The organism is Pseudoalteromonas sp. NSLLW218, from assembly GCF_015864775.1.
Taxonomy (GTDB): Bacteria; Pseudomonadota; Gammaproteobacteria; order Enterobacterales; family Alteromonadaceae; genus Pseudoalteromonas.
On record NZ_JADYWO010000001.1, the window covers coordinates 415,717 to 428,035 of the forward strand.

Sequence of the window (12,319 nt, forward strand, 5' to 3'; positions counted from 1 at the left end):
GCTCAATTCCAAGGGCTTTAATGTGCCATGAGCGGACGGTCGTAACCATAGTCACTTGTTATGTGCTGACTTAGTACATGGGATTACCATTTTTAGATTCACTTGGTACCTCCTGGATCGAATCCCAATGCTCGACGATTTTCCCCTGGTCATCAAAGCGGAAAAAATCCATAGTTACATACTGCTCGTCTCCTGGCCAAGTCTGGTGGGTATGGAGAGCTACCAGATCGCCTTCCGCAATTACCCGCACAAATTCAATTTCTTTTTCCGGGTAGTCTCTTGCCATTTCGTCGAAATATTCGATAAAGGCCTGCTTACCATCACCTACTACTGGATTGTGCTGGATGTATTCCGAGCCTACATACTTCTCCACAGCTTCAGATGGATATCCAAGATAAGCTGTCCTATAAAATGCAATTGCATTTTCTTTATTTGATTCCGGATCAGGTACCATCTTTAGTCTCCAAAATTACATGTATAGGCTATTATTCGATAAGCACATAACGCTTTGCTAAGGGGCAATTGACAGTTGGCTAAACTTGCGCGAAGCGCCAAGCCAACTGTTAATTGTCCCAGTGAGTTTACGAACGAACTTAAGCAACTTGTTATACGATACCTAATTCGTTACGCATTTCTAAGAATATTTGATTTTGTAAATCAATAAGTTTCTTTCCTTCCCCATTTAACTCTGTAGCCATATATTCTTGGGAAATTCTATTAGTCTCTTCAGGGTTTGTAATGAACTTTGTTGCATTGGCGTTCATCCATTGTAGGAACTCAACCGTTTTTTCTTGGGTTATTTCTAAAGAAATAACATACTCATCTAGCAGTTTGAGGAGCTTTTCTCCAGCCTCAAGTCTTAACCCATTAATTTCATTTTTAAAAGTGAGAAATATCTCTGATACATCACCTTGAAGTGCAAGCATATTCCGAATGTAATCGGTGGTATTACTATCCGATGGATCATTTAGAACATCAATAATTCCAGTTTGAAAGCCATCAAAGAGTGCTTTACGTGATTTTGCAGTATAAGAATCCATCAAAGTATAATATTTCTTATAAATAGATAATTTACCTTCGTACAGCTTCTTTTGTTTATCTAAATCGAATTCAAGTTCACTTTTTAGCTTTGCTAAATCTTGATCGTATTCATGCTTAATTGATTGCTTCAATCGTTCCTTGATCCAAAAAACGCCAATAACATTGATTACAGCAGTAACAAGAGCTGAAGTGCTAATTATTGCGACTAAATCCATTTGGAACACCTATTCGTATAACACTTTAGTATTTATGCGACACGCAGTTTGTGTTGCATAATCGCTTGTTGGACTGAGGCGCTACCTGCTCGGTGTGTCAGAGTTGGTGTTGTTTATGCTATGGGAATTTGCTTTTTAGAGGCTCTAGCTAAATCAGCTAATTTAATAAGCTTACCTATTATAATTTAAGCTTTCCCTGCATTGCTCAGCGTTTATTATCTATTCATTAAACCGAATGTTTAACCGTTAAGCAAGGATATTTTTCGCTCGCACAGTCGCTATTAGCCTGAGCAATTAAGCAGGTTAACTTATTGATTTGATGCAGCAAGCAAGGCTGCTAACTCGTTCGCGCTATTTTATTTGTCGCCTCATCTAAATTCATCACACCAATAAATCGTAAGGTACCCGTCTTGCATGACTGGCAAGACCAATGGGGTATTAATCGTTCTTGCTCTACCTTCGGCTTCACCGCTTTGCATGGGGATGCTGATACTTGAGCCTTTATTAACCCTAACTTTCGCTTGCGACACGCATTAGCTAAAAAGCCATAGTGGCGAATGCGCATAAACCCTTTGGGCAATACATGTTGTAAGTAGCGCCGTAAAAATTCATCACAACTCAGAGTCATGACTTTATCGCGGTTGTTATCTGCATAATCGCGGTATTTAAAGCTCACTGTTTCTTCAGTCGCTGACACTAATCGCGATTCTGACATCACGCCTTTTCGGGTATAACGTGCAAGGTAACTGACTAACTTTTCACTGTACGTTAAACAGGCTTTGCTATACACACACCATTTGGTTGGTGTGCTTACTTTCGCGAATGAACTATCGCATTCATTGAGCGCCGCGAGCATTTTCCCTCTAAACACTGTTGATAATGCTTTAACGGGGTATAAATAGCCTTTTTCTATTTCATGCCAGTGCGCTTTATCAAGCGCACCTGCGGGTATCAAGCAATGCAGGTGGATATGCTGACTCAAGTTCTGCCCCCACGTATGCAGTACGCTTGTCATGCCTAGCTGGCCATGCCTCTTTCGTTTCGCAAATTTACACAGCGTTTGCCATGCGGCTTTAAATAAACATTGATACAACGCGTTTGGGTTGTAGTGCGCAATGATATTTAACTCATGCGGGAGCGTAAAAACAAGGTGGAAATAGCGACACGATAATAAATCCTCTTGTTGTCTTTGCACCCATTTAGCCGTTGCCATACCTTGGCAACGTGGGCAATGCCGATCTCGACAGCTACATCCAATTTGTTGTACTTCACTACAGTTATCACATTGCCATGCTTGATAACCGAGCTGTCCCGTTCTGCATGATTGAAGGTGTTGGCAGACTCGTAACTGCTGATAACTCATTATGTGGTGCTGCCGATAATTCCCAAGGCCAGAATTCAAAATATCAGCGAGATGCAAGCCGCTCATTGGTTTCCCCAACTTGCGAGTAAATCAATACCACCATGCCCTAATTCAGGTAACCAGTGTAAGTAACTTTGCGTGGTTCTAATGTCACTGTGACCAAGCTGATGTTGAAGTTGATGAAGCGGCATCCCTAACTCAAGTTGATGTGTTGCATAAGCATGGCGTAATACATGTGGATTACAGTGCTTTAAACCACACATTTGTGCATGTTTTTCAATGCCTTTCTGAAGCTTGAGGGTGACATGGGTTTATCCATTAACCATCGTGAATAAAACATCCAGCCCGTTGGGTGATACATTTTCCAATAGCAACGTAATTGATTTAGCACGCTATCTGATACAACAACATAGCGTGACTTATCTCCTTTACCATGTTCAATTAAAATGGTTTTACGCTGTCCATCGATGTCTTGCACTTTGATGCGCAGCAGTTCGCCAATACGCAAACCACATCCATAACACACCACTATCAATGTTTTTAAGCGCATATCCGTGCAACTTTCTATAAGTCGTCGAATATCATCACGCGATAAATAAGTGGGTGCCCGAGGTTTTGCTTTAGGCAAGGCTATGTCTAAGTTCAGTGGGCGATGTAAAATATTCTTAAACAGAAACCAAATGCTGTTTATTTGTATTTTTTGACTCGCTCTGGAGAGCTTTCGAATAGCGGGATCTTTAAAAAAGATATTCAGCTCATCATCAGTAATTAAATCGAGTGGTTTATTAAAATAATGGCTGAGTTTAAGTAAATGCTCGCAGTAGCTTTTACAGGTACTTTGTGAATAACCACGATAGGCTATTTCAGTTTTGACTTGTTCAATGAGTGTATTCATTACTTACCTCCAAATATGGGATAACCCCAAGGTAAGTGTGGCTCAAATGGTCAGAATAGGATCTCCGCGTAGCGGCTTAGTTCAACAATTTAATAGTGCGCTCATCGCGCATATTTCTGACGAGTTAACGCTCATTTATCTACTTTATATAGTTTTAACAAATAACCTAAGGCATTACTATCACTAAGTTTTCTAAAACTTTAAAGTAAAGTTAAATAGAAAAATATGCGCGCAGCTCATTTTCATGAATATGTGCGCAAAGAGCACTTTGACCAATCAATTAACTACGATAATTAGCCAATCTCAATGACCAGTTATCGCTCATTTTTGTCTGTTAGGTTTCAGGTATTAGCTTCTAGATATCAATAGTTAGCTCTGGGCTTAATAGTACTTGCTCTAGCTCTGTTTAAGCATCATATTTGTGATGTTTTTCTGTAATAGTCCTCACTATGTTTATGTCTTTAAATACACGGCTAACAGGTTTGTAAGCGCAATTTAAAATAGCGACAAAGGTAGCGTGCTTACATTTTTATTAAATAAGCTAAATTGTGAAGTGAGTTTTAAATTATTAAAACTTAATGAAGTAGCAATGGTTAGCTTGTAACTTTTTATTTTGAAGTATATTTAATTCTTAAAAGCGCGAAGTAAAATCGCACCTACGAATATATCTAAAACTCGGTACTATCTCTTACTAAAAGCTCGGTACTATCTCTTACTAAAACTCGGTTCTATCTCTTACTAAAAACTAAGTACTGTCTCCTGAAAATTACTTTCTAAAAGTCATAAAAAAGCCTAAAAGCGGTTACCCACTTTTAGGCTTAGTAGTTTTTGTATTTAAACAGGTATTAAAAATATCTATTTAAAACACTTATTTCATTTATGCAGCTAAATTAGCTAGCGATCATAATGCTTTTAACATTCACAAATTCGCGCATACCAAAGCCGCCGTGCTCTCGGCCATAGCCACTGCCTTTAACACCACCAAACGGTAAGTTAGGCTGTGCTAAACCATAGCCATTAATGTTGATCATACCTGTGTCAAAGTGCTTTTTAGCAAGCTCAATAGCTTTTTTCTCATCTTTAGAGAAAATACCACCGCCTAAACCGTAGCGAGAGTCGTTGGCGATGCGCATTGCGTCGTCGTTGTCTTTCGCTTTTATTAGCGAAGCTACTGGGCCAAATAGTTCGTCATCGTACGCAGGCATGCCAGGCGATAAGTTATCAAGTAGTGTTGGTGGGTAGTAGTAACCTGTTTGCGATGGTATTTCGCCACCCGTTACTATGTTTGCACCTGCTTTAACTGATTCCATTACTTGGTCGTGAATACCGTCGCGTAAATCCTCACGGGCCATTGGACCTAAGTCTGTGTCATCTGCCATTGGGTCGCCCATTTTCATGGCATCAAACTGCTCTTTAATTTGCGCTTTAAAGTCATCGTAAAGTGACTCAACAACAACATAACGTTTAGCTGAAACACACGTTTCGCCGTTATTGATCATGCGACCTGTTACACAGGTTTTAACTGCAAGCTCTAAATCGGCATCATCGAGTACTAAGTAAGCGTCATTACTACCAAGTTCTAACACTGTCTTTTTAACGTGTTTACCCGCTTCTTCAGCTACTTTTTTACCTGTCGCATCACTACCCGTAAAGGTTACGCCGCTAATTGCTTTGTGTGCAATTAGAGAACTGGCGGTTTTGCCGTCGATAAGTAAATTGTTAAAGCAATACTCTGGGAAACCAGCTTGTTTAAATAGCTCTTCAATTCTTTCAGCCATGCCAAAGACGTTACCAGCATGTTTTAATACGGTTGTGTTACCCGCCATGATGTTGGCAGCACTGTAACGAATTACTTGATAAAGCGGGAAGTTCCACGGTTGAATACCTAATAATACGCCCGTTGGTTGGTAGCTAATGATTGCGCGGCCGCCGTCCATATCACGTTCTTCGTCAGCAAGTACTTGTGGGCCGTTTTCGGCGGTGTAACGACAAATAGCTGCACATAGTTCAACTTCTTGAAAGCCTTGCTCGTATACTTTACCCATTTCTTCGGTCATGAGTTTTGCAATAGATTCTTTTTGCTCTTCGAAAAGTGAGGCTAACTTATTAAGATATCTCGCACGTTCAGTGAACGACGTTAAGCGCCATTTTAAGTATGTTTCGTGAGATTTTTCGATTACCTGTTCAGCTTCTTTTTGAGAAAGTAGCGTATAGGTTTCAATGGTTTGCTCAGTTGCCGGATTAATCGTTTTAACTGTGTTACTCATTTCTATCTCCTTACAAATTAATTATCTATAAGGGTGCAAAACAAAAGCCAATATCAAAAAAGCAATGCTAATTAATTTCAAGCTATTGAAATATAAAGTCTATTTCTTATTTTTATTCTATTAATAACTTTTTACTACTGTAAATATATTATCCAAGGCAGTAAAAAATTCTGATTTATGCAAAAGTTACAAGGGTGATTGCTCATGTTTATTTAACTTATAGAAGTTCTCTAGCAATACGTTTTAATAGGTAGGTTTCTCGTAAAATGGAGAGTCCTTGTTTTTCACTATTAGCAAGTGTGCGCTCGTTATGTGCAATTGCGTCGTTAATATCAACCCATTTAGCGGTCATGCCATTTTGCTGCTCATAATGCTCTAACTGTGCTTTGCCAAACTCGTCGGCAATATTACATACAAAGCAATACGATTTAATATGAATAATATCAAAGTCGTCTTTATACCAAGGGCGATATTCTTCATAGAGTCCAAAGGCTTTAACAACACTTATTTTTTGTGCACCGGTTTCCTCGCTTAGTTCACGCATCAAACCTTGCTCAATACTTTCGCCTTCATCTACTCCACCACCAGGTAAACTGTAGTCTTCATAGCGGTTTGTATACATTAAAAGTATTTTATTATTTTTAATAACAATGGCGCGAGCCGTTAAACGGGTAAATTGACTGCCTTGGTCAATATTAATACCTGAATGTATTAAGGTTTTTAATTGCTGCATTTCGTCTCCTTTTTTAGGTTTTTAATGATAACAGTTGCTACCATTCTATAAATAGAAACGATTTTAATTATTTTTCGTAATTTGTGATCGTTTTTTTTAAGCATACGTAAATATTGAGTTAGTAATATAGATAGTATTGGATTACTTAACTATTTAAGTAATTAGATTCTAGGTGCGCCTTTAAATTAATATTTAGGATGCGTAGAATAAGAAAAAAAGCATAGGGATTTATCATGTTAGACATACTTTTAGTAGACGATGACGTCGAGTTTAGTGACGTTGTATGCCACATAGTCGAATTCCTCGGCCACAATATAAGCACCGCCACCAGTTTAAAAGAAGCACATCAATGGTTTGAAAATAATACCTTTGACCATGTGCTGCTTGATTTTATGTTACCTGATGGTAGCGGTTTGCACTTACTTGATCACCTAAAAACGATTGGGCAATCTCCAAAAATTACACTTATATCGGGTCATCCTTCAGTTAAAGGCATTTTAGCTGAGATGTGTGAGCCAAATGTAGGGCATTTATTAAAGCCATTACAACGCGAAGATTTAGAACTGGTTTTAAATGGCCCTAAAAAAGCAGTTAAAAAAGCAAAGTCGGGCGGTATAACGCGTCACTTTGGTGGTTTAATTGGCGAGTCAGAAGTAATGCACAAGCTATACAACATGATTGAACGCGTAGCTAAAACAAATGCTAACGTGATGTTGATGGGTGAAAGTGGTGCAGGTAAAGAAGTTGTAGCTCAGGCTATTCATAACGCAAGCCAGTGCGAAGGCCCGTTAGTGGCGAGCAACTGTGGTGCGCTTTCAAAAGAATTAATAGGTAGTGAATTATTTGGCCATGAAAAAGGCGCCTTTACCGGCGCTATAGCCCGCAAAGAAGGGGTATTTGAGCAATCAAATAACGGTACTTTGTTTTTAGATGAAGTGACCGAAATGCCAATTGATATGCAGCCAAATTTACTGCGAGTGCTTGAAACTAAAAAAGTAACACGCGTGGGTGGTAACAGAGAAATACCAACCAATTGTCGCGTTATTTCGGCTACTAACCGCTCGCTTACTGATTTAGCGCAAAATAATATTATTCGTGAAGATATTTACTTTAGGTTGGCTGTTTTCCCTATTGATATACCGCCACTACGCGACAGAAAAGAAGATATTCCTTTATTAGCGAAAGCATTTTTAGATCAGCTTAATGATGAAAACGGTACCGCATTTAGTTGGACACCCGCACAGCTTAAAGAACTGCAAAGCTATGAATGGCCAGGTAATGTGCGCGAAATTCGCCACGCAATACACCGAGCATTCATTATGAGTGACCCGCAAACTAGCGATATTATTTTACCTGATAACTTAGAGTCGCCGTTTTCACGTGTTAATAACCAAACTGCAGATAAGCCAGTATCAGCAGGGCAAACTATTGAAGAAGTTGAAAAAGAACTTATTCATGCAACGCTTGATAAGGTGCAAGGTAATAAAACGCTTGCTGCACAAATGCTGGGTATTAGTACTAAAACACTTTATAACCGCCTTAATGCATATGGCGGTATTGGCGAATACAAATAGATTTGAGGAAGGGCATGACATCCGATAACCAAACAGAGCAGCTAAACAAATTAGTACACGATGCAAGAGCGCCGCTTAATCGTATATCGATGAATGCAGAGCTTATTAAGTTGGTACTCGAAAACGATATGCCAAAAGATAAAGCGCTAGATGCACTTGATAAGATTATTAACAACTGTCAACAATGCAGTGAAAGTTTACAAAAAATAACTGACTCTCAATAAATATTAAGTGTTGTATAAACGCTAATTCGGGAAGCTAAATGAGCAAACAAGAACATCAAGGGAAAGCGAATATTACTTGGGCAGCTTTTATAGTTGTTGTGTTGAGTATTATTGTGGGTAACGCATTTTTAGCATTGAATACGATTCAAGGTTTAACACAAACCCAAAAAAGTTTAGACAACACTAATATGCTGACAACAGCAATTGAGCAACTACATTTGTCAATTGTGCAGGCTGAATCAGGCCAGCGTGGCTATTTATTAACAGAAGAGACTGACTATTTAACGCCTTACTACGATGCTGTTGGGCAAATTGAAGCGCAGACAGAGCATGTTAAGTCGTTGCACTCTGAAATTGACGGTCAGGCTGAGCGTATTGCTCAGTTGCTTGTACTTGTCGATAGTAAAATTAAAGAGCTAAAACAAACCGTAAACCTGGCACTTGATGATAGAGAAAGGCGTGCATTGTATGTGTTAAATACACATAAAGGCAGGGAGCTTTATAAGCAAATTAGAGAGTATGTTAATGAAATTCAAGACCGTGAATTACTCTTTAAAGTGAGCCATTTTTCAAAGTTAGCGCAAATTAAGAATGAAGCTAAAATCACGTTTGCTATTACAGCAGTCACAAGCATATTACTTATTATAGGTATGTTTGTAATGACGCGGCTTAATTTAAGAAATGCGGCACGGTATCGCTTTGAGCTTGAAAAACAAAACGAAACATTAGCAACTAAAGTGTCTGAGCGTACACAAGAGCTAACTTTGTATTCTGATGAACTGAGCCGAAGTAACCGAGAGCTTGAGGAATTTGCTTTTGTTGCAAGCCATGACTTACAAGAGCCTCTTAGGAAAATTCAGGCATTTAGTGACCGACTCGAAACCATGTTTAAAGATGAGCTTGGTGAAAAGGGTATTGATTATATTGGACGCATGAAAAATGCGGCGCAACGCATGTCTAATTTAATAAACGACTTATTAGAGTTTTCACGTATTACCACCCGTGGTAAAGATTTTGATGATACAAATTTAAACGACGTTGTAACCGATATACTCAGTGATTTAGAAATTGCGATAGGCGAGTCTAATACACAAGTTGATGTAGAGGATTTACCAGTTATTCAGGCTGATAAGAGCCAAATGCAGCAGTTGTTTTTAAACTTGTTGTCGAATGCTGTTAAATTTAGACGCCCAGATGTAAGTCCACATATAAAAATTAGTTACCAGCATGAAGACATTTTTAGCGAGGATCATAATGCTAATTTAAGCTTTCAAGTTATTACTATAGAAGATAACGGTATTGGTTTTTCACAAGACTATGCCGATAAAATATTTGTACCGTTTCAACGTTTACATGGCCGCTCACAATATAAAGGTACGGGTATAGGCCTTTCTGTATGTAGGCGTATTGTGGAACGCCATGGCGGAACAATTACAGCCCAAAGTAAAGACGGTGAAGGTGCAACCTTCATTATAAAACTACCTGTGGAAGCTGCGCTTTTCACATTGCAAGGAGAGGCTTAAATGCCCTATTCAAAAGTAAAACCGATTACTATTTTAATGGCAGACGATGATGAAGATGATCGTTTGTTAACACAAGATGCCCTTGCCGAAAGCCGTGTACTTAACGAGCTTCATTTTGTAGAAGACGGCGTTGAGTTACTTGAATATTTAGAACGTAAAGGTAAGTTTGAAGATAAAACAGTGTCGCCGCGACCAGGATTAATATTACTTGATCTAAATATGCCAAGAATGGATGGCCGTGAAGCGCTTGAAGCTATAAAAGGGAACCCTAATTTAAAGGGAATTCCGGTTGTTATTTTAACTACATCTAAGCAAGAAGAAGATATGGTTAAAGGGTATAACTTAGGTGCTGCATCTTATATTACAAAACCAGTGACGTTTGATGGTTTGGTTGATTTGATGAAAACGCTAGGAAAATACTGGGTAGAGTTTGTAGAGCTACCGACAACATTTAACGATTAATGGAGATTGTATGTTAGATAAAGTGACTCAGTTGCTGCTTGTAGAGGACGATGAAGATGATTATATACTCACCTGCGACTATCTGGACCAATTGGATTCACACACGTTTAACATTCAATGGATAAGCTCCCCAGAGCAGGCAATTGCAACGCTTAGTAAAAATGAGCACGACATTTGCCTGCTTGATTACCGCTTGGGTGCATCTAATGGTTTAGATGTATTAAAAGAGGCCATTGCGAATGGCTTTAGCGGCCCAATTATTATGCTTACCGGGCAGTCAAACGATGAGTTAGACTCGGCAGCGCTTGACGCCGGTGCAGTAGATTACTTAATAAAAACAGAAATGAGTTCGAGCCGTTTTGCACGTGCTATTCGTTATGCACTTGCTCGTAAAGATGTTGAGGGCGAGCGAGTTGAACGTTTAAAAGCCGAAGCTGAAAATCGTTCAAAAGACCGCTTTTTAGCTCATTTGAGCCATGAATTAAGAACCCCTCTATCATCTATTTTAGGTTACACCGAATTATTAATGCAGAGCGATTTTAGTCAGCAAGCAGAAAATGAATTGGGTGTTATTTATCGAAATGGTAAACATTTATTGAGCTTGTTAAACGACGTGCTCGATTTATCTAAAATAGCGGCCGATAAACTCGAACTGACCTTAAGCGAAGTTAACCTTGATAGCATGCTTGCCGATGTATACACCTTAATGCGTGTATCGGTGCTTGATAAAGGCCTTACACTGCGTTTTGAATCTCAACAGCCATTGCCCTTAGTTGCACGACTGGATGCAACAAGAGTTCGCCAAATTTTAATAAACTTAATAAACAATGCGGTTAAATTTACCGATAAAGGCGAAATTGTTGTTAATGCGTGGACGCAGTGGGTTGATGATCATGAAATGCTATTTTTTAGCATTAAAGATTCAGGCATGGGCATTGCCCCTGAAAAACAAGAACTAATATTTAAGCCATTTGAGCAGATAGCCGATGTGGAATCACGCTCTGTAGGTGGTGCAGGCCTTGGCTTGGCAATATGTGCTGAGTTGTTAGCGCGTATGCACGGTAATATTAGTTTGCACTCTGAAATTGGCAAGGGTGCTACATTTACGATTTCGGTGTATCCAGGTGATATTAGCGAAGTAGAACGACAAGTACTTAATTTTAGCAGCGTTCCACAACTACAAAGTAAATCGGCCCCATGCAAAGTGCATGGGCGAGTATTAGTAGTTGATGATTTACGTGATTTACGCATGTTAGTAGGGCATATGATCAGTACCTGTGGTGCGCGCGTAGATTACGCCGAACATGGGCAGCAAGCACTTGAAAAAGTGCGTATTGCAGATGCGTATAAAGCGCCTTACGATATTATTTTTATTGATATTCATATGCCTGTAATGGGCGGCAAGGAAGCTACCATAGAGCTCAGAAAAATGGGCTACAAAGGCCCAATAATTGCGCTTACGGCAGCTACAATGAAAGGGATACGCGAAGAGCTTGCAGCCCTTGGCTTTAACGATGTAATACCAAAGCCCGTTGATAGCGCTGCTTTATACCAGTGCCTGCAAGATTATTTAGTCGCGCCGGAGCATGCACCGCAAGCTAAAAATATACATTGTAGTAATGGCTTAACCGAGAAAAAACAACGTTTTTTACTGGTAGAAGACGATCACGATGCAGCGCAAATTACGCAGCTACTTTTAGAAAGTTTAGGTGTTGAGACGGTGATTGCGTCAAGTTGCGCGCAATGTTTACAAATACTTAATCACGACCAGCAATTTAATAAAGTATTGCTAGATATGCATTTACCCGATGGACGTGGCACTGATTTAGGCCAGCAAATTAATGAGCGATATCCAGAGCTTCGCTTGGTAATTGTAAGTGGTGCAGAGCCAGATCCTAGAGAAATAAAAGATTTAAATATAGACCGAGTTTTACTTAAACCTATTAATTTGAGCTTACTTGAAACGCTTATTAGCTAGGGCCTGTCTATCTTTCGAGGTTAAATTTGCAGCAGTATGTTTGG

10 protein-coding genes and 1 pseudogene are annotated in these 12,319 nt (G+C 39.3%); 5 read left to right on the forward strand and 6 right to left on the reverse strand.

Annotated elements, in window-relative coordinates:
* Positions 1-70: 70 nt before the first annotated feature.
* The 6 genes and pseudogenes from I6E80_RS01890 to I6E80_RS01915 all read right to left on the reverse strand — a co-directional run bounded on the left by I6E80_RS01890 (position 71) and on the right by I6E80_RS01915 (position 6,514).
* Positions 71-454, reverse strand: coding sequence for a nuclear transport factor 2 family protein (locus I6E80_RS01890; RefSeq protein WP_197184643.1), 384 nt, complete (start codon positions 452-454; stop codon positions 71-73).
* Between the two features lie 151 nt (positions 455-605).
* A complete protein-coding gene (locus I6E80_RS20385; RefSeq protein ID WP_231616677.1) occupies positions 606-1,256 on the reverse strand; it encodes a hypothetical protein in 651 nt (216 codons plus the stop codon).
* Between the two features lie 337 nt (positions 1,257-1,593).
* Positions 1,594-2,685 (reverse strand): IS91 family transposase, encoded by a 1,092-nt coding sequence (locus I6E80_RS01900; protein WP_197184644.1) that lies wholly within the window; start codon positions 2,683-2,685, stop codon positions 1,594-1,596.
* Positions 2,682-3,514 (reverse strand): annotated as a pseudogene (locus I6E80_RS01905) (tyrosine-type recombinase/integrase). Before I6E80_RS01905 ends, I6E80_RS01900 begins: the two are co-directional and overlap by 4 nt.
* A gap of 890 nt (positions 3,515-4,404) precedes the next feature.
* Positions 4,405-5,781 carry an NAD-dependent succinate-semialdehyde dehydrogenase gene (locus I6E80_RS01910; RefSeq protein WP_197184645.1) on the reverse strand — a complete coding sequence of 459 codons (1,377 nt, stop codon included), beginning with the start codon at positions 5,779-5,781 and terminating at the stop codon, positions 4,405-4,407.
* A gap of 217 nt (positions 5,782-5,998) precedes the next feature.
* Positions 5,999-6,514, reverse strand: a complete 516-nt coding sequence (locus tag I6E80_RS01915; RefSeq protein ID WP_002958085.1) for an NUDIX hydrolase — start codon at positions 6,512-6,514, stop codon at positions 5,999-6,001.
* 233 nt (positions 6,515-6,747) lie between these two features.
* Between I6E80_RS01915 and I6E80_RS01920 the strand changes: the two genes are divergently transcribed.
* The 5 genes from I6E80_RS01920 to I6E80_RS01940 are packed head-to-tail and all read left to right on the forward strand — an operon-like array spanning position 6,748 to position 12,275.
* On the forward strand, positions 6,748-8,088 hold the full coding sequence (locus I6E80_RS01920) for a sigma-54 dependent transcriptional regulator (protein ID WP_002958086.1): 1,341 nt from the start codon (positions 6,748-6,750) through the stop codon (positions 8,086-8,088).
* Between the two features lie 14 nt (positions 8,089-8,102).
* Positions 8,103-8,312: a histidine kinase dimerization/phospho-acceptor domain-containing protein gene (locus I6E80_RS01925; RefSeq protein WP_002958087.1), complete on the forward strand. Its 210-nt coding sequence runs from the start codon at positions 8,103-8,105 to the stop codon at positions 8,310-8,312.
* A 38-nt stretch (positions 8,313-8,350) separates the two neighbouring features.
* Positions 8,351-9,835 carry an ATP-binding protein gene (locus I6E80_RS01930; RefSeq protein WP_170071745.1) on the forward strand — a complete coding sequence of 495 codons (1,485 nt, stop codon included), beginning with the start codon at positions 8,351-8,353 and terminating at the stop codon, positions 9,833-9,835.
* A complete protein-coding gene (locus I6E80_RS01935) occupies positions 9,836-10,297 on the forward strand; it encodes a response regulator (protein ID WP_002958089.1) in 462 nt (153 codons plus the stop codon).
* Positions 10,298-10,307: 10 nt separating this feature from the next.
* Positions 10,308-12,275 carry a response regulator gene (locus I6E80_RS01940; protein WP_024598671.1) on the forward strand — a complete coding sequence of 656 codons (1,968 nt, stop codon included), beginning with the start codon at positions 10,308-10,310 and terminating at the stop codon, positions 12,273-12,275.
* The last annotated feature ends 44 nt before the right edge of the window (positions 12,276-12,319 follow it).

Excerpts from the sequence above, each read along its gene's own strand:
- I6E80_RS01935 (WP_002958089.1), top strand. The coding sequence starts at position 9,836 with ATGCCCTATTCAAAAGTAAAACCGATTACTATTTTAATGGCAGACGAT.
- I6E80_RS20385 (WP_231616677.1), bottom strand. The coding sequence starts at position 1,256 with ATGGATTTAGTCGCAATAATTAGCACTTCAGCTCTTGTTACTGCTGTA.
- I6E80_RS01890 (WP_197184643.1), bottom strand. The coding sequence starts at position 454 with ATGGTACCTGATCCGGAATCAAATAAAGAAAATGCAATTGCATTTTAT.
- I6E80_RS01910 (WP_197184645.1), bottom strand. The coding sequence starts at position 5,781 with ATGAGTAACACAGTTAAAACGATTAATCCGGCAACTGAGCAAACCATT.
- I6E80_RS01930 (WP_170071745.1), top strand. The coding sequence starts at position 8,351 with ATGAGCAAACAAGAACATCAAGGGAAAGCGAATATTACTTGGGCAGCT.
- I6E80_RS01925 (WP_002958087.1), top strand. The coding sequence starts at position 8,103 with ATGACATCCGATAACCAAACAGAGCAGCTAAACAAATTAGTACACGAT.
- I6E80_RS01900 (WP_197184644.1), bottom strand. The coding sequence starts at position 2,685 with ATGAGCGGCTTGCATCTCGCTGATATTTTGAATTCTGGCCTTGGGAAT.
- I6E80_RS01940 (WP_024598671.1), top strand. The coding sequence starts at position 10,308 with ATGTTAGATAAAGTGACTCAGTTGCTGCTTGTAGAGGACGATGAAGAT.
- I6E80_RS01920 (WP_002958086.1), top strand. The coding sequence starts at position 6,748 with ATGTTAGACATACTTTTAGTAGACGATGACGTCGAGTTTAGTGACGTT.
- I6E80_RS01915 (WP_002958085.1), bottom strand. The coding sequence starts at position 6,514 with ATGCAGCAATTAAAAACCTTAATACATTCAGGTATTAATATTGACCAA.